General features: G+C 52.3%; 17 protein-coding genes, 2 tRNA genes and 2 other RNA genes. 12 read left to right on the top strand and 9 right to left on the bottom strand.

All coding sequences use genetic code 11. From position 1 onward, the window contains the following. The first annotated feature begins 118 nt into the window (after positions 1-118). Complete coding sequence (gene adhE / locus RAC90_RS02150; protein ID WP_054687699.1) at positions 119-2,803, top strand: bifunctional acetaldehyde-CoA/alcohol dehydrogenase; 2,685 nt, start codon at positions 119-121, stop codon at positions 2,801-2,803. 237 nt (positions 2,804-3,040) lie between these two features. Here the strand turns inward: adhE and tdk are convergent, their stop codons facing one another. After that, on the bottom strand, positions 3,041-3,661 hold the full coding sequence (gene tdk / locus RAC90_RS02145) for a thymidine kinase (RefSeq protein WP_006119396.1): 621 nt from the start codon (positions 3,659-3,661) through the stop codon (positions 3,041-3,043). Between the two features lie 406 nt (positions 3,662-4,067). Between tdk and hns the strand changes: the two genes are divergently transcribed. Beyond that, positions 4,068-4,475, top strand: a complete 408-nt coding sequence (hns, locus tag RAC90_RS02140) for a histone-like nucleoid-structuring protein H-NS (RefSeq protein WP_054687698.1) — start codon at positions 4,068-4,070, stop codon at positions 4,473-4,475. A gap of 92 nt (positions 4,476-4,567) precedes the next feature. Here hns and RAC90_RS02135 read toward each other — a convergent pair whose 3' ends face one another. From RAC90_RS02135 to rssA, 5 genes are all read right to left on the bottom strand, one after another. Continuing rightward, a complete protein-coding gene (locus RAC90_RS02135) occupies positions 4,568-5,575 on the bottom strand; it encodes an NAD-dependent epimerase (protein ID WP_054687697.1) in 1,008 nt (335 codons plus the stop codon). 14 nt (positions 5,576-5,589) lie between these two features. Further along, positions 5,590-6,930 (bottom strand): UDP-glucose/GDP-mannose dehydrogenase family protein, encoded by a 1,341-nt coding sequence (locus RAC90_RS02130; protein ID WP_054633686.1) that lies wholly within the window; start codon positions 6,928-6,930, stop codon positions 5,590-5,592. Between the two features lie 24 nt (positions 6,931-6,954). Continuing rightward, the gene (gene galU, locus RAC90_RS02125) at positions 6,955-7,857 is read right to left on the bottom strand and encodes a UTP--glucose-1-phosphate uridylyltransferase GalU (RefSeq protein ID WP_054687696.1); all 903 of its coding nucleotides are present in this window, start codon (positions 7,855-7,857) and stop codon (positions 6,955-6,957) included. Between the two features lie 195 nt (positions 7,858-8,052). Beyond that, positions 8,053-9,069: a two-component system response regulator RssB gene (gene rssB, locus RAC90_RS02120; protein WP_283786493.1), complete on the bottom strand. Its 1,017-nt coding sequence runs from the start codon at positions 9,067-9,069 to the stop codon at positions 8,053-8,055. A 99-nt stretch (positions 9,070-9,168) separates the two neighbouring features. After that, on the bottom strand, positions 9,169-10,080 hold the full coding sequence (gene rssA / locus RAC90_RS02115) for a patatin-like phospholipase RssA (protein ID WP_375123893.1): 912 nt from the start codon (positions 10,078-10,080) through the stop codon (positions 9,169-9,171). A gap of 97 nt (positions 10,081-10,177) precedes the next feature. Between rssA and RAC90_RS02110 the strand changes: the two genes are divergently transcribed. From RAC90_RS02110 to xthA, 7 genes are all read left to right on the top strand, one after another. Then, positions 10,178-10,633: a YchJ family protein gene (locus tag RAC90_RS02110; protein ID WP_006119404.1), complete on the top strand. Its 456-nt coding sequence runs from the start codon at positions 10,178-10,180 to the stop codon at positions 10,631-10,633. A 56-nt stretch (positions 10,634-10,689) separates the two neighbouring features. Continuing rightward, positions 10,690-11,538 carry a formyltetrahydrofolate deformylase gene (gene purU / locus RAC90_RS02105; protein WP_006119405.1) on the top strand — a complete coding sequence of 283 codons (849 nt, stop codon included), beginning with the start codon at positions 10,690-10,692 and terminating at the stop codon, positions 11,536-11,538. 144 nt (positions 11,539-11,682) lie between these two features. After that, positions 11,683-11,767: transfer RNA gene (locus RAC90_RS02100), tRNA-Tyr, on the top strand. A 35-nt stretch (positions 11,768-11,802) separates the two neighbouring features. Next, positions 11,803-11,887: transfer RNA gene (locus tag RAC90_RS02095), tRNA-Tyr, on the top strand. A gap of 41 nt (positions 11,888-11,928) precedes the next feature. After that, positions 11,929-12,056: non-coding RNA, RtT sRNA (locus tag RAC90_RS02090), on the top strand. A 41-nt stretch (positions 12,057-12,097) separates the two neighbouring features. Continuing rightward, positions 12,098-12,224: non-coding RNA, RtT sRNA (locus RAC90_RS02085), on the top strand. A gap of 252 nt (positions 12,225-12,476) precedes the next feature. Continuing rightward, positions 12,477-13,283, top strand: a complete 807-nt coding sequence (xthA, locus tag RAC90_RS02080) for an exodeoxyribonuclease III (protein WP_375123892.1) — start codon at positions 12,477-12,479, stop codon at positions 13,281-13,283. Positions 13,284-13,322: 39 nt separating this feature from the next. Here the strand turns inward: xthA and RAC90_RS02075 are convergent, their stop codons facing one another. From RAC90_RS02075 to RAC90_RS02065, 3 genes are all read right to left on the bottom strand, one after another. Then, positions 13,323-13,613: a YnjH family protein gene (locus tag RAC90_RS02075; RefSeq protein ID WP_006119407.1), complete on the bottom strand. Its 291-nt coding sequence runs from the start codon at positions 13,611-13,613 to the stop codon at positions 13,323-13,325. Then, positions 13,613-15,529, bottom strand: a complete 1,917-nt coding sequence (locus RAC90_RS02070; RefSeq protein ID WP_058701818.1) for a DNA topoisomerase III — start codon at positions 15,527-15,529, stop codon at positions 13,613-13,615. Before RAC90_RS02070 ends, RAC90_RS02075 begins: the two co-directional genes overlap by 1 nt. A 257-nt stretch (positions 15,530-15,786) precedes the next feature. Further along, positions 15,787-16,338 carry an NAD(P)H nitroreductase gene (locus RAC90_RS02065; RefSeq protein ID WP_375123891.1) on the bottom strand — a complete coding sequence of 184 codons (552 nt, stop codon included), beginning with the start codon at positions 16,336-16,338 and terminating at the stop codon, positions 15,787-15,789. A gap of 172 nt (positions 16,339-16,510) precedes the next feature. On the opposite strand from RAC90_RS02065, the gene sppA reads away from it, so the two are divergent. The 3 genes from sppA to pncA all read left to right on the top strand — a co-directional run bounded on the left by sppA (position 16,511) and on the right by pncA (position 20,100). Next, positions 16,511-18,376, top strand: coding sequence for a signal peptide peptidase SppA (sppA, locus tag RAC90_RS02060; RefSeq protein ID WP_039343039.1), 1,866 nt, complete (start codon positions 16,511-16,513; stop codon positions 18,374-18,376). Between the two features lie 85 nt (positions 18,377-18,461). Continuing rightward, positions 18,462-19,475, top strand: a complete 1,014-nt coding sequence (gene ansA / locus RAC90_RS02055) for an asparaginase (protein ID WP_033741878.1) — start codon at positions 18,462-18,464, stop codon at positions 19,473-19,475. Between the two features lie 16 nt (positions 19,476-19,491). Beyond that, entirely contained in the window at positions 19,492-20,100 is a 609-nt protein-coding gene (pncA, locus tag RAC90_RS02050) for a bifunctional nicotinamidase/pyrazinamidase (protein ID WP_375123890.1), read from the top strand. Positions 20,101-20,129: the final 29 nt, after the last annotated feature.

Below are 20,129 nucleotides of genomic sequence, written 5' to 3'. Positions count from 1 at the left end.
TTAGTAAACAACTGAAAAACCGCACTTTCATGCTCCGTGATTGAGCGGTTTTTACCCTGGCTATACTTTCCGTTCAGGCTTGTTTCCTAAAAAAGTTTAACTTCCTCAGGAGATCACAATGGCCGTTACTAATGTAGCTGAACTCAATGCACTGGTTGAACGGGTAAAAAAAGCCCAGCAAGCGTTCGCCAGTTTTTCTCAACAACAAGTCGATGCTATTTTCCGCGCAGCCGCACTGGCCGCTGCTGATGCCCGTATTCCCTTAGCGAAGATGGCGGTCGCAGAATCGGGCATGGGCATTGTCGAAGACAAAGTCATCAAAAATCACTTTGCGTCCGAATATATTTATAACGCCTATAAGGATGATAAAACCTGCGGCGTACTGGAAACCGATGATACCTTTGGCACCATTACGATTGCCGAACCCATCGGCTTAATTTGTGGGATCGTCCCGACCACCAACCCCACCTCTACCGCCATCTTCAAAGCCCTGATCAGCCTTAAAACCCGCAACGGTATTATCTTCTCGCCGCATCCTCGCGCCAAAGATGCCACCAATAAAGCCGCCGATATTGTGCTGCAGGCCGCGATTGCTGCTGGCGCCCCTAAAGACATTATCGGCTGGATAGATGCGCCCTCTGTTGAGCTGTCGAATCAGCTGATGCACCACCCGGACATCAATCTGATTCTTGCCACAGGTGGACCGGGCATGGTGAAAGCCGCTTACAGTTCCGGCAAACCGGCTATTGGTGTCGGTGCCGGGAATACACCTGTCGTGATTGATGAAACGGCAGATGTTAAACGCGCGGTGGCGTCCATCCTGATGTCGAAAACGTTTGATAACGGCGTGATTTGTGCCTCAGAGCAGTCCGTTATTGTTGTCGATGCGATTTACGATGCCGTTCGGGCACGTTTCGCCAGTCATGGTGGCTACCTGCTGCAGGGCCACGAACTTCAGGCGGTTCAGAATATTATCCTGAAAAATGGCAGCCTCAACGCCGCGATTGTGGGCCAGCCCGCAGTAAAAATTGCTGAGATGGCGGGCATTACGGTACCAACCGATACCAAAATTCTGATTGGTGAAGTTGAACGGGTCGACGAATCCGAACCTTTTGCCCATGAAAAACTGTCGCCAACGCTGGCGATGTACCGGGCTAAAGATTACGAAGACGCCGTCAGTAAAGCGGAAAAACTGGTCGCCATGGGCGGCATTGGCCACACCTCCTGCCTGTACACGGATCAGGATAACCAGTCCGCACGCGTCCACTATTTTGGCGACAAAATGAAAACGGCCCGTATCCTGATTAATACCCCCGCTTCTCAGGGTGGGATTGGCGATTTATATAACTTCAAACTCGCGCCTTCGTTGACGCTGGGTTGTGGCTCCTGGGGAGGTAACTCAATTTCCGAAAACGTTGGACCTAAACATCTGATCAATAAGAAAACCGTCGCCAAGCGAGCTGAAAATATGTTGTGGCATAAACTTCCGAAATCTATCTATTTCCGTCGTGGGTCATTGCCTGTCGCCTTAGAAGAGGTCGCCACCGACGGCGCGAAACGTGCATTTGTTGTGACTGATCGCTTCCTGTTCAATAACGGCTATGCCGACCAGGTTACCCGCGTCCTGAAATCCCACGGTATTGAAACGGAAGTGTTCTTCGAGGTCGAAGCAGACCCAACACTGAGCATTGTTCGCAAAGGCGCAGAGCAAATGCACAGCTTTAAACCCGATGTGATCATTGCGCTGGGCGGCGGCTCGCCAATGGATGCGGCGAAAATCATGTGGGTGATGTATGAGCATCCCGAAACCCACTTCGAAGAGCTGGCATTACGCTTTATGGATATTCGTAAACGTATCTATAAGTTCCCGAAAATGGGCGTCAAAGCCCGCATGGTAGCCATCACCACTACCTCCGGCACCGGTTCAGAAGTGACCCCGTTTGCGGTGGTCACGGATGATGCCACCGGTCAAAAATATCCGCTGGCAGATTATGCACTGACCCCGGATATGGCCATTGTGGATGCGAACCTCGTAATGGATATGCCGCGTTCACTCTGCGCCTTTGGCGGTCTGGATGCGGTTACCCATGCACTGGAAGCCTATGTTTCCGTTCTGGCGAATGAGTATTCTGATGGTCAGGCACTGCAGGCGCTTAAGTTGCTGAAAGAGAACCTGCCCGCCAGTTATGCCGAAGGCGCCAAAAATCCGGTTGCGCGTGAACGTGTGCACAATGCCGCCACCATTGCCGGTATTGCCTTTGCCAACGCCTTCCTCGGCGTATGTCACTCGATGGCCCATAAACTGGGTTCCGAGTTCCATATTCCCCACGGACTGGCTAACTCGCTGCTGATTTCCAACGTCATTCGTTATAACGCAAATGACAACCCGACCAAACAGACTGCATTCAGTCAGTATGATCGTCCACAGGCGCGTCGTCGCTATGCGGAAATCGCCGATTATCTTGGTTTGACCGCCACAGGCGATCGTACTGCTCAGAAAATTGAGAAACTGCTGGTCTGGCTGGATGAAATTAAAACGGAACTGGGTATTCCCGCCTCGATTCGTGAAGCTGGCGTGCAGGAAGCGGATTTTCTGGCGAAAGTGGACAAACTGGCTGAGGATGCGTTCGACGATCAGTGTACCGGTGCTAACCCACGTTATCCGTTAATTGCTGAACTGAAACAGATCATGCTGGACAGTTACTACGGCCGCAAATTTGTTGAGCCTTATGCCCAGGTTGAACAGCCGCTGACTCAACCCGTCAGCGATATCAAAGCCGCTAAAAAGGTCAAAAAAGCCTAATCAGGAACAAGCCCGTTAGCGCGGGTGCGCCATCCCCCTTGTGGCTCGGTCACAAGGGGGTTTTTATGGCTGTTGAGGATAAGCAGGCTGTTCGCCCGCTGTCAGTGAATGTGCAATAGTGCAATCGCTACCACACACGGACAGACCGACTCCCAGGTCGCCATAAAGATAAAGAGACGAATGAGGTTCACCAGGAAAGATTTTTGCGACCACGTGAACCTGAGGTGAGGAACAGGATTACGCGACTGGCGTTTGCGCGCCGTGGATAGCCTGTAAACAGCCCTGCTCAATCGCTTTTTTATAGTGCTTGCGGCACACCGAGATATAGCGCTCATTGCCGCCAATCACCACCTGCTCCCCTTCCCGGAAGGGTTTGCCTTCGCTGTCGAGACGTAGCACCATGCCCGCTTTACGTCCGCAGTGACATACGGTTTTAAGCTCCACCAGTTTATCGGCCCAGGCCAGCAGATACTGGCTACCGGTAAACAATTCTCCCAGAAAGTCGGTTCTTAACCCATAACACAGCACCGGAATATCCAGATTATCCACCACGTCAGACAAGGCCTTCACCTGTTCCCGGGTCAGAAACTGACTTTCATCCACTAACACACAGTGTACGGGCTGGCGCGCATGCTCTTGTGCAATTTCCACATCCAGCTGGCTTTCGGCATTATAAAGAACGGCCGGTGATGACAAGCCAATGCGTGAACTGACTTTACCGGTACCAAAGCGATTATCAATCTCAGCGGTATAAACCAGGGTCCGCATACCGCGCTCCTGATAATTATAGGAAGACTGCAAAAGCGCGGTTGATTTACCCGCGTTCATTGCCGAATAGTAGAAATAGAGTTGAGCCATTGGCACGGTATCCCGGTGTGGATGAAACAAAATAAGTGCGATTTTACCATATCTGACCGGCAATGCTGTGTTGATTTTCAGCCCGTTACGTTCAGACGAGAGCCAGCGTCGGGTATTGCCTGTCCTGCAACGGCAGCGCATTATTTTTGACTAAATGAATATTAAAGACAGTATAGCGTTAAGCTTTATTTTCATTGAACCGTGTCAGGGCTTTATAGGTTGCCGGTTAAACATCAACGTTTCATTGGTCCTTACATCGCGCTTTATCTGGCGGAATTTATAATTTAATAAATTCACCTTTGAACTTTTAAAGCTAAAAATTAATTTAATGTTGAAGTTATTTCCCCCCACCACTACTATTAGCGGGCAGAACAACTCTCCTATTCATTATTCAGAGATCAGGACAATGAGCGAAGCACTAAAAAATCTTAATAATATCCGCACGCTGCGTGCCCAGGCCAGAGAGTGTTCTTTGGAAACACTGGAAGAAATGCTGGAAAAGTTTGAAGTCGTAGTAAATGAACGCCGCGATGAAGCGTCACATTCTAAAGCAGAAACGGAAGAGCGTGCGCGTAAACTTGAGCAATATCGCGATATGCTTTTAGCGGATGGAATCGATCCCAATGAGTTATTCAACGCATTGTCAGAGTCCAAAACGTCTGGCAAAGCCAAACGTGCTGCCCGCCCTGCCAAATATCAGTTTATTGATGAAAACGGGGAGACCAAAACCTGGACCGGTCAGGGACGTACACCAGCAGCAATCAAAAAAGCCATGGAACAACATGGTAAGCAGTTAGACGACTTTTTGCTGTAAATCCTGGCGTGCTTTAGGCTTTGCTGGCTTCATTTTAGCGACCTGATTAACAATACCAGAAAAAAAAGGAAGCGGTCGCTTCCTTTTTGTTTTTATACCGAATAAAAGTTTCGGTACCAGTCAACAAAACGTCTGACACCTTCATCCACGCCTGTTTGCGGTTTAAAGCCGACAGCGTTAAATAAATCGCTGGTATCTGCGCTGGTAGCTAACACGTCGCCCGGTTGCATTGGCATCAGATTTTTATTTGCCGTTACACCTAATGCTTTTTCAATCGCTTCAATATAGCGAATCAGGCTCATCGGCTGACTATTGCCTAAATTGTAAATACGATACGGCGCTGAACTCGACGCAGCAGACCCGCTCTCTACCGTCCAATTTTCATCCGGCTGCGGAATACAATCCTGCAGACGAATAATGGCCTCGACTACATCATCGATATAGGTGAAATCGCGTTGCATTTTACCCTGGTTATAGACGTCAATCGCCTCACCCGCAATCATGGCCCGGGTAAATTTAAACAAGGCCATATCGGGGCGTCCCCACGGACCGTATACAGTGAAGAAACGTAAACCGGTGGTGGGTAACTGATACAGATGCGAATAGGTGTGCGACATCAGCTCATTGGCTTTTTTGGTCGCGGCATACAATGACACTGGATGATCGACACTGTCTTCCGTAGAGAACGGCAGCTTACTGTTCAGTCCATAAACTGAGCTGGACGACGCATAGAGCAGATGTTCAACACGATGATGACGGCACCCTTCTAGAATATTCAGATGCCCAATAACATTGGCATCCACATACGCATGCGGGTTTTCAAGGGAATAGCGCACACCAGCCTGAGCGGCCAGGTGGATAACGCGCTGAAATTTGTGCTGTTCGAAAAGTGCTGCAATGGCCTGACGGTCGGCCAAATCGGTTTTAACAAACGTAAAAGATGGGTTGTCGCCAATCAAATCAAGACGGGCTTGTTTGAGGCTGACATCATAATAGTCATTCAGGTTGTCAATACCGACAACCTGGTGACCGGCGGCCAACAGGCGTTGGCTCACATGGAAGCCAATAAAGCCTGCTGCGCCGGTTACCAGAAAATTCATAAATCCCTCACTAATTAATTGGCCTGAATAGAAGCTCCGCGGCCAATAGCGTAATAAATAAAGCCGCGCTTGCTGAGACGTTCGGGATCATACAGGTTGCGCCCATCAAAAATCACGGGTTGTTTCAGTGCTTTTTTGATTGTGTCAAAGTCAGGGGCGCGGAAATTTTGCCACTCGGTGCAAATGACAAGACCGTCTGCACCCTGTAGCGCTGATTCTTTGGTCCCCATCAGCTTTAAATCATCACGGTGACCATAAATGCGTTGTGCTTCATCCATCGCTTCCGGATCGAAAGCCTGTACAGAAGCACCTGCTTCCCACAGCGCTTCCATCAATACACGGCTCGATGCTTCACGCATATCGTCGGTATTCGGTTTGAACGACAGTCCCCACAGCGCAAACGTCTTACCTTTCAGATCGTCACCAAAATGACGTTTGATAAAGGCAGGCAGCTTAGTTTTCTGGCTGTCATTGACGTCTTCTACAGCTTTTAACAGACGAGGTGTATAACCAATGGATTCCGCCGTACGAATGAGCGCCTGCACATCTTTCGGGAAACAGGAACCGCCATAGCCGCAGCCAGGGTAGATAAAGTGATAGCCGATACGTGAGTCAGAACCAATCCCCTGGCGCACTTTTTCGATATCCGCACCTAAACGTTCCGCGAGATTGGAAATTTCATTCATAAAGCTGATTTTGGTCGCCAGCATGCAGTTGGCAGCGTATTTCGTCAGCTCTGCACTGCGAATATCCATCAGGATCATACGATCGTGGTTGCGGTTGAAGGGTTCATAGAGCTCACGCAACAGTTCCACGACAGCATCATTATCCGTGCCGACAACGATGCGCTCGGGACGCATACAGTCAGCAACCGCCGCCCCTTCTTTCAGGAACTCGGGGTTGGATACCACATCAAAGCTGATATTGGCATCACGCGCCTGCAGGGTTTCCGTCATGACCGCACGGACTCTGTCAGCCGTTCCAACCGGTACGGTAGATTTATCGATGACCACTTTATGATCGGTCATATGCTGAGCAATGGTGCGTGCCACGGCAGTAACATATTTCAGATCGGCCGAACCATCTTCATCAGGCGGCGTCCCTACGGCGATAAACTGCATCACGCCGTGGTTAACGCCCAGTGCAGCGTCGGTGCTGAACTTCAGGCGACCGGATTCATAGTTAGACTTAACCAGCGGCGTCAGGCCCGGTTCAAAAATAGGAATCTGACCTTTTTTAAGGTTCTCAACCTTTTTTTCATCGACATCAATACAGAGAACGTCATGTCCGACTTCGGCCAACACCGCAGCCTGAACCAGACCGACATAGCCGATACCAAATACAGTGACTTTCATTACGCTATCCTGTGTTGTAAATTTTTAATCGCTAATGGTTTTGTTGAGCCACTCAGAGAACTCTTTGCCCAGCACCGGGTGGCGAACACCATACTCGACGAAAGCCTGCATGTATCCCAGTTTATTACCGCAGTCATGGCTGACCCCTTTCAGGTGGTAAGCTTCAACGGTCTCTTTTTCCATCAGCATAGCGATAGAGTCAGTCAGCTGAACTTCACCGCCTGCACCCGGAGGCGTTTTTGCCAGCAGTGGCCAGATATCTGCGGACAGAACATAACGCCCCACCACAGCCAGATTAGAAGGCGCTTCAGACGCTTTCGGTTTCTCAACCACACCGACCATCGGTGCGCTGTCGCCCGGGTTCAGTTCTGCGCCCTTGCAGTCAACAACACCATAAGCGGTTACATCACTGACAGGCTCAACCATGATCTGACTGCGGCCAGACTCTTCATAACGGCTCAGCATTTCCGCCAGGTTATCTTTGGTTGGGTTTGACTCATATTCGTCGATGATCACATCAGGCAGGATGACGGCAACAGGCTCATCACCGACCAGCGGGTGCGCACACATTACCGCGTGGCCCAGGCCTTTAGCGATGCCCTGACGGACCTGCATGATGGTCACGTGTGGAGGACAGATGGACTGAATTTCATCCAGCAGCTGACGCTTAACGCGCTTTTCCAGCATAGACTCCAGTTCGAAACTGGTATCAAAATGGTTCTCAATAGCGTTTTTAGACGAGTGGGTTACCAGCACAATCTCATTAATACCCGCAGCAATACACTCGTTAACGACATACTGAATTAACGGCTTATCAACCAGCGGTAACATTTCTTTTGGAATCGCTTTCGTCGCAGGAAGCATACGCGTACCCAAACCTGCTACCGGGATTACCGCTTTTTTAACTTTGGTTTTATAGGCAGACATCAAAATACCTCTCTCATAGGCCGTTCAAGTTTTAATGCTTGATATGTCGGTTTAAATTCGGAAATGAGTATATCAGTTACTCGCGAACGGATTTATCCTGGAAGGCATCTATCCGTAGAATTTAAGACTATTACCCAAGTGTAAAGCTAACTTCTGGTACTGTCTTGCGGATAATTATAAAGTAACATCCATTGTTTATTTTTCAGACGATAACATCAGTCGAATACGGCCTCCAGCGCCCCAAATATGGCACTGCCAGTCGTCCGCACGCTGGCTGATCTGGTTAATATGCGTACTGCCCATAGTGCCAAGCGGAACGCCATTACTGAGTTGAATTTGATGGGCCTGAACATGTAATGTGGCATTCAGGCCAGCAGAAACCAGCACCAGGTTTTTTAATCCGCGATGGTAGTACCCAACTAACAGAGGGAACTGTCCGGTTAAATTCGCCTGCCGTAGCAGCAGATTAACCTGTCTGAGTAAACTGCTTAACTCAGGTAATCGCTGTTTCTGTCCTGATAACTGTTCTTGTAATAATCCGTTAAACAGGGCGCGCAATAATAAAGCCGCCAGCACGCCATTGTCGCCCGCACGGGTGACATCGAGACAATAAAAAGCCAAATCTTTGTCAGATAACGCCGCAATATCCAGCACCAGCCCGGGCTGCTCTGCCATGGTTAACTGGCGATAATTTACCCGACAATGGGCAATGCGCTGCTGGACCGGGGGCTGCAGTTCTTTCAGTAATTTTGCCGCAGCGGAAGGATCGCGCACCAATGCATCCCAGTCCTGAAACAGCTGTTCATCTTCCTCGACTTTCGAGGTAAACATCGACGGATAGAGGCATTCGTATACCGCTTCACGGAAACGTTCAAAATTCTTCAGGGGTTTTAGCAACACATCCTGTACGCCCAGACGTAAAACCTGCGCGATGTCGGACATATTTTCGGTTGCGGAAATTATCAGAATGGGCAGTGTATTGCCGTGGCTGCGCAGATGTTCGACAAACTGAATTCCGTTCATGCGCGGCATTTCCAGGTCACAAATCACCAGTTCGACGGCATGTTTATCCAGTTGCTCAATAGCTTCCAGACCATCTTCAGCCTCAACAGTGACGGCTCCCATTGATGTTAAAAACTGGTTTAAAAGCGAACGGAAAACGGCCTCATCTTCGACAATGAGTATCTTTTTGCCGATCAGTGGTTTTTCCATTCCATCCCCCTGCGTACCCGATAAATCAATAGTGGTTCATAAAACGCAGTTGCGCCTTTCAGAATAGACCGAAGTAACATCTGTGCGTGAACAACCAGATTATCTTCTACGGACCAGCGGTAATAATTCATCCATTTGTTTCTCAACGGCAACCTTCCCAGCCGCAATTGCTTCTTCTGCACGATGAAAATCCAACGTGGATATTTGTGGACAAAATGGCTGGATAAGCACATCAGGCGGATCGCCTGCCATCCGGTTTCGCTTCAGGCGATTTTCCAGCACCTGGATGGACGTGGCCATGATCTCCATGGCGCCCGGCATTTGCGAGGCCCGGCGCTGCGTAAAATTGATCAGACGCTGTCGCAGTTTCCCACGCCAGTCGAGATTGAGCGCCACAGCCGCCGCATGTTCTTCTGAACTCTGCGGCGTCAGCGCCATCGCATTCTGCGGCATCAGATGCGCGTCGTGCTGAAGATCGACAGCAATCACGACATCCGCCCCCAGCGCGCGCGTCAGGGAGATCGGTACCGGATTCACCACCGCACCATCCACCAGCCAATATCCATTGTAGCCGACGGGCGGTAATAAACCTGGCATACTGCAGGACGCGCGTACCGCCTGATGTAATTCACCCTCGGTCAGCCACAGCTCGCGACCGGTACTTAAATTGGTTGCCACCACACCAAACGGCTTTCCGCACGATTCAATCGCGTCGTGCGTAATGAGTTGCCGGACATGGTTGAATACCCGTTCTCCGCGTAACAGTCCGCCTCGCTGCCAGGACAGATCCATCAGACGGATGACATCCCAGTAGCTAAACGCACTCACCCACTTTTTCATGTGCGGGAGACGATGATTGACGTAAGCTGCGCCCACCAGTGCACCGATGGAACAGCCTGCCACGACATCAATGTTGATACCTGCGCTCTCCAACGCTTCGATAACGCCAATATGCGCCCATCCTTTGGCGGCACCGGAACCCAGAGCCAATCCAATTTTTTGCTTTCTCATCTTACTCGGGTCCTGGCGTCAATACATGGCATCACACGCGTGGGTCGGATAAAGTAAACGATATCATTAACAATCACTGTTATTAACAGGAGAATGTGTGTCCGAATCTTGCCCATGCTGTAGCGGCAAGCAGTATAGCCTATGTTGTCAGCCCTTTGTTAAAGGAACAGAAATTCCCTTATCAGCTGAACAACTTATGCGCTCCCGCTACTGCGCTTATGTCAAACAAGACGTCGATTACCTCGTGGCCACCTGGCATCCCACCAGCCGCGTTCCGGCGCTGGCTGACTTAGTGACTGAAAGTTTCGCGGGTACTGAATGGCTCAGCCTGAACATCACACGTTGTGATGAGGGGCGCCACAAAGACGAATCTTTCGTCACTTTTTTTGCACGTTTTGCTGAAAACGGTGTTAATCGGGCGATGTACGAGCGTTCACGCTTTCTTCGCGAGGACAGTCGCTGGTACTATGTCGACGGAATGACGCCCGCCATCGGGCGCAACGATCGCTGTCCATGTGGCGCCGACAAAAAATACAAAAAATGTTGCGGTTAAGGCAGTTGCCTGCGTAACGGTTTTACCCTTAATGCTTTGACAGGACTCTGATTGAGATGCAAGCGCAAACCATGCAAAGAAAAGTTTTACGAACCATTTGTCCCGATGCAAAAGGTCTGATCGCCAAAATCACCAATATTTGTTACAAGCACGAACTGAATATCGTGCAAAACAATGAGTTTGTTGATCATCGCACCGGGCGTTTTTTCATGCGCACAGAGCTGGAAGGGATTTTTAACGACAATACTCTACTGGCCGATCTCGACAGCGCCCTTCCTCAGGGCTCGGTACGTGAACTGCACAGCGCAGGCCGTCGCCGCGTCGTTATTCTGGTCACCAAAGAAGCCCACTGCCTGGGCGACCTGCTGATGAAGAGCGCGTTTGGCGGGCTGGATATGGAAATAGCCGCCGTCATCGGTAACCACGAAACGCTGCGCTCGCTGGTCGAGCGTTTTGATATTCCGTTTGTGTTGGTCAGTCATGAAGGGCTTTCGCGGGAAGAGCATGATAATAAGATGGCGGACGAAATTGATCGTTACCAGCCAGATTATGTCGTGCTTGCCAAATATATGCGCGTGCTGACGCCGGGCTTCGTCCAGCGCTACCCGAATCAGATCATCAATATTCATCACTCTTTCCTGCCTGCCTTTATCGGCGCACGCCCTTATCACCAGGCTTATGAACGCGGCGTTAAAATCATTGGTGCGACGGCGCACTACGTTAATGACAACCTGGATGAAGGTCCAATCATTATGCAGGACGTCATCAACGTCGATCACAGCTATACAGCAGAAGAGATGATGCGTGCCGGACGTGATGTAGAAAAGAATGTGCTGAGCCGCGCGTTAGATAAAGTGCTGGGTCAGCGTGTGTTCGTTTACGGCAACCGCACGATTATTCTTTAACCGCCACGGGCGCTGGACTGGCTGACATTCCAGCGCTACGCGTAAAAAGTGGGCAAACGGTTCGTGATTTGCCTTAGTCCGCTTTACAGTCTGAATCCATTTGGTATGATGCGCCCCGCTTCAGAGCACAACAATTCAGTCCCTGGTGGGATTCCCGAGCGGCCAAAGGGAGCAGACTGTAAATCTGCCGTCACAGACTTCGAAGGTTCGAATCCTTCTCCCACCACCATCTGAATCTGCTGCCTGAGCCTACAAATCATCCCCGGTGGGATTCCCGAGCGGCCAAAGGGAGCAGACTGTAAATCTGCCGTCACAGACTTCGAAGGTTCGAATCCTTCTCCCACCACCATCTCGCATTTAGCAACTTCATTCCGACATGCAACTCAGCCAGCCTGTTCTGCATGGAGAGGGATGAGAACCTTCGACCAGGGTTCGCGTCGGGCACCGCGAGACAACGCGCATTAGCGCGGCCCGTAGGGTGAGGCGCAACGCGCCGAATCATCCTTCTCCCACCACCATCTCACATTTAGCATCTTCATTCCGACATGCAACTCAGTCAGCCTGTTCTGCGAGGAAAGGGATAAGACCTTTGTTCAGCGTTCGCGTCGGGCACCGCGAGACAACGCGCATTAGCGCGGCCCGTAGGGTAAGGCACAACGTGCCGAATCATCCTTCTCCCACCACTCTCTTCCCTTTAGCACGTCATGCCGTTATAAAGCTGTTCTGCGAGGAAAGGGATAAGACCTTTGTTCAGCGTTCGTGCCGGGCATCGCCTGAGAAAACGTGTCTGGAAACCGCTCTGGTTTTCTGTTCCCGCTGACCGCGTGTCGTGCTCTCTCGCCCGTGCTGTCCACCACTCGCTGAAATTGCCCTGCTCTGCCATGACATTTCCGGCAAAAATCGCTACCATCCTGCTATCATTCGCTGAAGGTTATCTCATGAAATTTATTTCATTCAATATTAACGGCTTGCGGGCACGTCCCCATCAACTCGAAGCACTGGTCGAGAAGCATCAGCCTGACGTCATTGGTCTGCAGGAAACGAAAGTCCATGATGATATGTTCCCGCTCAAGGATGTGGCTAAGCTGGGCTACAACGTGTTTTATCACGGTCAGAAAGGCCATTACGGTGTGGCACTGTTGACCAAGGTTCAGCCGGTCTCCGTGCGTCGGGGGTTTCCGGGCGATGGCGAGGATGCGCAGCGTCGCCTGATCATGGCTGAAATCCCCAGCCCGATTGGCGATATTACCGTGATAAATGGCTATTTTCCGCAGGGCGAGAGCCGCGACCACCCGACAAAGTTTCCGGCCAAAGAAAAATTTTACCGCGATCTGCAAAGCTATCTGAGCGAGAGCCTTACGGCGGATAAGCCCGTGCTGATTATGGGCGATATGAATATCAGCAGCACCGACCTGGATATTGGAATTGGTGAAGACAGCCGTAAACGCTGGCTGCGTACCGGTAAGTGTTCTTTCCTGCCCGAAGAGCGGGAATGGATGGACAGGCTGTTAAGCTGGGGGTTGGTCGATACCTGGCGTGCGCATAATCCCGATACCTGTGACCGTTTTTCCTGGTTCGATTACCGTTCTAAAGGGTTCGATGACAATCGCGGTCTGCGCATTGACCTGCTGCTGGCCAGCACCGGGCTGGCCTCGCACTGCATTGAGAGCGGTATCGACTACGATATTCGTGGCATGGAAAAACCCTCTGACCATGCCCCGGTCTGGTCAACCTTCCGCTTCTGATAGCGCTGACGCGTGGTGCGCCCGCCCACCACGCGTTTTCTATTTCACTATTTTCCAGATCAGATTGTTCGTCCCCAGCGATTTTTCGTCACGCGCGCACTGTAACAGGACGCCTTCTGATTTCACGACTGCGCCCTCGGTATAATTGCGGTTTTCGAAAATACAGCACTGCATACAGTTCTGCTGATTATTTTGTCCCTGAGTCCAGGCTTCCCGCGGCATATCAACGATCACATCCGTATTAGTTCCGCCTGTAGACGGATGATAATTCGCCTGGGCCGGCCCACAGACAATCAGTGCGGCCAGCATGAGCAGTGCAGTTTTACGCATTATTCGGTTTCCTTAGTTTTACGCCGTGCTTTGCGCTGCGGACGTTTTTGTCCGGTGGACGGTAACCCACGAAACGCCTGTCCCGACGGTTGCTGCCGTGCCTGATGAATAAGCCCACTCAGCGTGTGCACCAGCGGTTGCATAAACTCATCATAACGGCAGGCCTTTTCACTAATCCGTGTCAGTGTCGATTCCCACTGGGCGGTCATGTCCGGCCGGGCTGCCAGATCCGGTAACGAATGGATCAACGCCTTACCCGTGTCAGTAGAATGAATATAGCGCCCTTTCTTCTGTAAAAATGACCGGCGGAACAATAATTCTATGATCCCCGCGCGCGTGGCTTCCGTTCCTAAACCATCGGTCGCACGAAGCACTTTCTTTAATTCTTTATCCTGAACAAAACGCGCAATACCGGTCATGGCTGACAGAAGCGTGGCATCCGTAAAATGGCGAGGGGGCTGCGTTTGCTTGGCCAGCACCTCGCCGTGCTCACACAGCAGGACGTCCCCTTCCGCCACGACCGGCAGCGGCATGCCGTCATTTTCTTCATCACGCTCTTTACTGCCCAGCAAAGCACGCCAGCCCGCCTCAGCCAGAAAGCGAGCCTTCGCCACGAATTTACCGCCCGCAATATCCAGTTCAATAGTGCATTTACGAAACATCGCATCCGGGCAGAACTGCATCAGATACTGACGCGCGATCAGGCCATAAACCTGCTGTTCATTGTCATTCAGCCTGACAGCGCTGGCGCGTGCTGTGGGAATAATGGCATGGTGCGCATCCACTTTTTTGTCGTCCCAACAGCGGTTTTTACGATCGGCATCAAACTCCGCAGGCGGCGTCAGATCGGGCTGGTGAACCTGAATGGCATTCAGCACTGCGTGACGACCAGCAAAATGCTCATCGGGCAAATAGCGACTGTCGGAACGGGGATAGGTAATCAGTTTGTGGGTTTCATACAACCGCTGACAGATATCCAGCACCGCCTGCGCGCTCAGGCCAAAGCGTTTTGCCGCCTCAATCTGCAGTGCCGAGAGCGAAAACGGGAGTGGCGCAGTGTCGCTTTCGCGCTTATCACTGTATGCGGTGACACGCGCAGGCTGACCGGTAATGCGGGCAACCACATGCTCTGCCAGACTCCGCTTGAGTAAGCGCCCTTCTTCATCCTGCCAGGGCTCACAGGCTTCACTGGGGACCCAGTTGGCAACAAAGCGGATGTCATCTGGCGTCACGATATGCGCTTTAACTTCAAAATAGTCTTTCGGCACAAAGTTTTCGATCTCTTCGTCGCGGCGCACCACCAGCCCCAGCACGGGCGTTTGTACCCGCCCCACCGACAATACGCCATCGTAACCGGCATTACGGCCCATTAACGTCCAGGCGCGGGTCATGTTGATGCCATACAGCCAGTCCGCCCGGGCGCGAGCCAGGGCGGAAACACACAGGGGGATAAACTCACGGTTTTCACGCAGGCGACTGACTGCGCGTTCGACCGCCTGAGGATTGAGATCGTTGATCAGGCAGCGCTGCACCTTACTGCGTTTCTCGGCGGGCAGTTGCAGGTAATCCAGCACTTCGTCCACTAACAGTTGCCCTTCCCGATCCGGGTCACCGGCGTGAACCACTTCGTCCGCCTGCGCCAGCAACCCCTCAACCACTTTAAGCTGCTTAGCGACAGAGGGCCGCGGCTGCAGGCGCCACTTTTCAGGAATAATGGGCAGATCGGCCAGTGACCAGCGTGCATAACGGCCGTCATAAGCATCGGGCTGCGCCTGCTCAAGTAAATGCCCTACGCACCAGGTGACGACCTGATCATTGCCACAGGCAATGAATCCCTCACCGCGGCGGTGCGGTTTAGGTAACACATCGGCAATGGCCCGTCCGAGGCTGGGTTTCTCTGCTATAAACAAGCGCATTAAATCGGGTAATCCTTAACGTCAGCGAACAACAATGATGGCAGCGCCTGCCCCGTGCACGACGACAGTGCAGGATCACGGCCTGGCGCCATCGGATGCAGGCAGCCGGTTTCCCCGGACACAGCACGCGGCGCTGCCAGTGAAGACAGCGCTATAGTAGCCTGGCGGCACGCTGCTGATAAGCGTGCCGGATTTGCGAGGAAACGCTTCGCTCATTACGTGCGCAGTTTACCGCGCATCGCGCGGTTCAGACAGGTTCAGAAATAGCGGACGAAGGGTGCCGTGTCGGGATGAACCACGGTGGTGCTGGACTTAAGCTGCGGCGTGCCCAGATAGAGGAAGCCCACAATCGCGTCCTGCTCACGGCAGCCGAACGCCTCACGCACCTGCGGATCGTCGGTCCAGACGCCGCTCCGCCAGATGCCATTAAAGCCCTGGGCGACAGCAGCCATCTGCATCGCCATCACGGCACAGCTGGCAGAGGCGATTTGTTCCCAGCGCGGCACCTTGTGATTGATCTCGCAGTGCGCCACGACGGTGATGATCGTGGGCGCACGGAACGGCGCCTGACTGGCTTTATTGATGGCTTTCTCATCCATCTGGTTGTCCCGCGCCGCTTTTTCCAGTAGCTGACTCAGGCGATCGCGGCCTTCATTTTCAACAATAATAAATCGCCAGGGTTGCAGGCCGCCGTGATCGGGTGCGCGCATGCCCGCGCGCAGGATGTTATCCAGCGCTTCACCGCTGGGGGCCGGTTCCGCCAGACGCGAGGCCGAACGACGATTAACCAGTAATTCTAGTGCGTCCATGTTTTTCTCCTGACAGTAAAAGCACGGGTAATCCTGGCACAAGTGGATTTTTTGTAACAGTCCGGGGTGATTTCCTGCTGACTTTTGTTTCGCTGCTCTTTAGGATGAGGTCGTTAACGGAGACCTGGCCCGCCTGGTGGCTATTTCCGGCTATATCAAAATGGAGAATGTGATGCGCACACTGTGGCGAATAATTGCGGGTCTGTTCCGCTGGACCTGGCGAGTGTTGAATTTTATCAGGGAATGTATTCTCAACCTGTTTCTGGTTTTCTTAATTATTGTCTGTGTTGGGATCTGGCTTCAGATCAGCGGCTCAGGCAGCCGTTCTTCCGCCCCGGTACAGCAAGGTGCGCTAAAAGTGGATTTGACCGGTGTGCTGGTCGACAAACCCTCCGTCAGCAACCGTCTGAGCAAAATTGGTCGTCAGTTATTAGGCACCAGTAGCGATCGTCTGCAGGAAAATTCCCTGTTTGATGTAGTGGATGCTATTCGTCAGGCCAAAGGTGACAGCAATATTAAAGGTCTGGTTTTAGACCTGCGTGATTTTGCTGGGGGCGATCAGCCTTCTCTGCAATACGTAGGTAAAGCGCTGCGCGAGTTCCGCGACAGCGGTAAGCCTGTTTACGCCTTAGGCGACAGCTATAGCCAGGCGCAGTACTACCTTGCCAGCTATGCGACGAAGATCTATCTGTCGCCACAGGGCACCGTTGATTTGCACGGCTTTGCCACCAACGGTCTCTACTACAAAACGTTACTCGACAAGCTGAAAGTCAATTCACACGTTTTCCGCGTGGGCACCTATAAATCAGCCGTTGAGCCCTTCCTGCGTGACGATATGTCGCCAGCGGCGCGTGACGCAGATAGCCGCTGGATTGGCCAGCTCTGGCAAAATTACCTGAATACCGTGTCTGCTAACCGCCAGATTACGCCGGAGCAGTTGTTCCCTGGCGCTGCCGCTATTATCGCAGGTCTGCAGGCCGTTAAGGGCGATACCGGAAAATATGCGCTGGATAACAAACTGGTCGATGTGCTGGGCTCACGCGCTGACGCGGACCAGGCGCTTATTCAGGCATTTGGCTTCGATAAGCAAAACAACGATTACCGTAACGTCAGCATTTATGATTACAACGTTAAACAGGATGCCAGCCAGCAAAAAGGCAACATTGCCGTGATTCTTGCCAGCGGTGCCATTATTGATGGTGATGAAACACCGGGTAATGTGGGCGGCGATACGACAGCGGCGCAGATCCGCGATGCGCGACTGGATCCCAAAATCAAGGCCATTATTTTGCGGGTGAACAGCCCGGGCGGCAGCGTTACGGCGTCCGAAGCGATTCGTTCGGAACTGGCCGCAGCGAAAGCGGCAGGCAAACCGATTGTGGTCTCCATGGGCGGTATGGCAGCCTCTGGTGGCTACTGGATCTCGACGCCAGCCAGCTACATTATTGCCAGCCCCAGCACGCTGACCGGCTCTATCGGCATCTTTGGCGTGATTAACACGCTGGAGAACAGCCTGGCCTCGATTGGTGTGCATACCGATGGCGTCGCGACCTCACCCCTGGCAGACGTCGCAAGCACTAAAGCACTGCCTGAGGAAGTGCAGCAACTGATGCAGTTGACCATTGAAAACGGCTACCACAACTTCGTGGGACTGGTGGCGACATCGCGCCATAAAACACCGGAACAGATCGATGCCATCGCGCAGGGGCACGTCTGGACGGGCAGCGATGCCAAAGCCAATGGTCTGGTCGATGCGCTGGGCGATTTTGACGATGCGGTGAAAAAAGCGGCTGAGCTGGCGAAGGTTTCCCAGCCAGAGCTTGACTGGTATCAGGAAGATCCCGGCTTCCTTGACGTGATGCTGAATCAGATGAACGCGTCTGTTCAGGCCGTGCTGCCTGACACGATGAAAGCCTGGCTGCCTGCGCCCATGTACGATGTGATGAGCGCGATGAAGAATCAGCCCGGCCTGTTTGACCATCTGAACGATCCGCAAAACCGCTATGCCTTCTGCCTGAACTGCGGCGAAGTGCGATAAACCTCTCAGCCCGACTGCTTGTCGGGCTGCTTTTCCCTGCTGTTCCCCTTATACTGCCCGTTTTACGGCAAGTCTGAGTTTACCTATGCAAAAGAAAAATATTTACGTTGCCTACACGGGCGGTACCATCGGTATGCAACGTTCTGCTCAAGGTTATATTCCGGTTTCTGGTCATCTGCAGCAGGAACTGGCGAAGATGCCTGAGTTCCATCGCCCGGAAATGCCTGACTTCACGATTCATGAGTATCAGCCTCTGATTGACTCTTCTGACATGACCCCGCAGGACTGGCAGTCGATCGCCGAAGATATCCGGCTGAACTATGATCGCTATGATGGTTTTGTCATTCTGCACGGCACGGATACCATGGCATTTACCGCCTCTGCCCTGTCGTTTATGCTCGAAAATCTGGCTAAGCCGGTCATCGTTACGGGCTCACAGATTCCGTTAGCCGAACTGCGTTCCGATGGCCAACAAAACCTGCTTAATTCCCTTTACGTCGCTGCGAATTATCCCATCAACGAGGTGACGCTGTTTTTCAACAACACACTCTATCGCGGTAACCGTACCACTAAAGCGCACGCGGACGGTTTCAACGCCTTTGCGTCCCCCAACCTGTCAGCCTTGCTGGAAGCCGGGATTCATATCCGTCGTCTTAATACGCCGCCTGCACCTCAGGGCAAAGGCGAGCTGATTGTTCATACCATTACCCCGCAACCTATTGGCGTGGTGACAATTTATCCGGGCATCTCTGCAGATGTCGTGCGTAACTTTTTACGTCAGCCGGTTAAGGCGCTGATTTTACGCTCGTACGGTGTCGGTAACGCGCCGCAAAACGCCGAGTTTCTGTCTGAACTTCAGCAGGCCAGCGAACGCGGCATTGTGGTCGTCAACCTGACCCAGTGTATTTCTGGCAAGGTCAATATGGGTGGCTACGCCACCGGGAATGCTCTGGAGCACGCTGGCGTCATCAGCGGCTTTGATCTGACGGTTGAAGCGGCGCTGACGAAACTTCACTATCTGTTGAGCCAGGATCTGTCCAGCGATCAGATCCGCGCCAAAATGCAGCAGAACCTGCGTGGCGAACTGACAGACGACTAAGATGGAGTCAACGGCAATGAAACGGGCATTAATCATTATCGACATCCAGAACGACTTCTGCCCCGGCGGCCCAATGGCCGTCAAAGAAGGCGATCATACGGTCGAGGTTGCTAACCGCTACGCCCGTGCTTTTCATGAGAATGGTGAGTGCGTGGTAGCCCTGCAGGACTGGCATCCAGCCGATCACGGTAGTTTTGCTTCCGTATCCGGCGAACCTGTCTATACCCTCGGTGAACTCAACGGCCTGCCACAGATCTGGTGGCCGGATCATGGCGTGCAGCATTCTGCGGGGGCTGATTTTCATCCCGGACTTGATCGCAGCCTGTTCGACGCGGTTTTCCATAAAGGGCAAGATCAGGACGTAGACAGCTACAGCGCCTTTTTTGACAACGGACACCGACGCAAGACAGAACTGGACAGTTGGTTACGCGCACGCGATATCACGCATCTGGTCATGCTGGGCCTGGCGACGGATTACTGCGTGAAGTACAGCGTGCTGGATGCACTTGAACTGGGTTATCAGGTCGAGGTCGCGGCGGCAGGCTGCCGTGGCGTTAATCTCAACCCAGAAGACAGCGACATTGCGCTGGCGCAGATGGCGGCTCAGGGCGCCGTCATTATCTGAAAAAGGGCTGGCGTATAGCCAGCCCTTTT

Source organism: Pantoea sp. CS_6, from assembly GCF_041954745.1.
Lineage (GTDB): Bacteria > Pseudomonadota > Gammaproteobacteria > Enterobacterales > Enterobacteriaceae > Pantoea > Pantoea stewartii.
Note: the sequence above shows the minus strand (reverse complement) of the source record. Positions and strands in the feature narration are given on the sequence as shown.

What these genes read in the sequence shown, in the direction of transcription:
- tdk (WP_006119396.1), bottom strand. Translation starts at nt 3,661, where the DNA reads ATGGCTCAACTCTATTTCTACTATTCGGCAATGAACGCGGGTAAATCA.
- ansA (WP_033741878.1), top strand. Translation starts at nt 18,462, where the DNA reads ATGCAAAAGAAAAATATTTACGTTGCCTACACGGGCGGTACCATCGGT.
- sppA (WP_039343039.1), top strand. Translation starts at nt 16,511, where the DNA reads ATGCGCACACTGTGGCGAATAATTGCGGGTCTGTTCCGCTGGACCTGG.
- RAC90_RS02130 (WP_054633686.1), bottom strand. Translation starts at nt 6,930, where the DNA reads ATGAAAGTCACTGTATTTGGTATCGGCTATGTCGGTCTGGTTCAGGCT.
- RAC90_RS02065 (WP_375123891.1), bottom strand. Translation starts at nt 16,338, where the DNA reads ATGGACGCACTAGAATTACTGGTTAATCGTCGTTCGGCCTCGCGTCTG.
- adhE (WP_054687699.1), top strand. Translation starts at nt 119, where the DNA reads ATGGCCGTTACTAATGTAGCTGAACTCAATGCACTGGTTGAACGGGTA.
- rssA (WP_375123893.1), bottom strand. Translation starts at nt 10,080, where the DNA reads ATGAGAAAGCAAAAAATTGGATTGGCTCTGGGTTCCGGTGCCGCCAAA.
- purU (WP_006119405.1), top strand. Translation starts at nt 10,690, where the DNA reads ATGCAAGCGCAAACCATGCAAAGAAAAGTTTTACGAACCATTTGTCCC.
- rssB (WP_283786493.1), bottom strand. Translation starts at nt 9,069, where the DNA reads ATGGAAAAACCACTGATCGGCAAAAAGATACTCATTGTCGAAGATGAG.
- RAC90_RS02135 (WP_054687697.1), bottom strand. Translation starts at nt 5,575, where the DNA reads ATGAATTTTCTGGTAACCGGCGCAGCAGGCTTTATTGGCTTCCATGTG.
- RAC90_RS02075 (WP_006119407.1), bottom strand. Translation starts at nt 13,613, where the DNA reads ATGCGTAAAACTGCACTGCTCATGCTGGCCGCACTGATTGTCTGTGGG.
- pncA (WP_375123890.1), top strand. Translation starts at nt 19,492, where the DNA reads ATGAAACGGGCATTAATCATTATCGACATCCAGAACGACTTCTGCCCC.
- galU (WP_054687696.1), bottom strand. Translation starts at nt 7,857, where the DNA reads ATGTCTGCCTATAAAACCAAAGTTAAAAAAGCGGTAATCCCGGTAGCA.
- RAC90_RS02070 (WP_058701818.1), bottom strand. Translation starts at nt 15,529, where the DNA reads ATGCGCTTGTTTATAGCAGAGAAACCCAGCCTCGGACGGGCCATTGCC.
- xthA (WP_375123892.1), top strand. Translation starts at nt 12,477, where the DNA reads ATGAAATTTATTTCATTCAATATTAACGGCTTGCGGGCACGTCCCCAT.
- hns (WP_054687698.1), top strand. Translation starts at nt 4,068, where the DNA reads ATGAGCGAAGCACTAAAAAATCTTAATAATATCCGCACGCTGCGTGCC.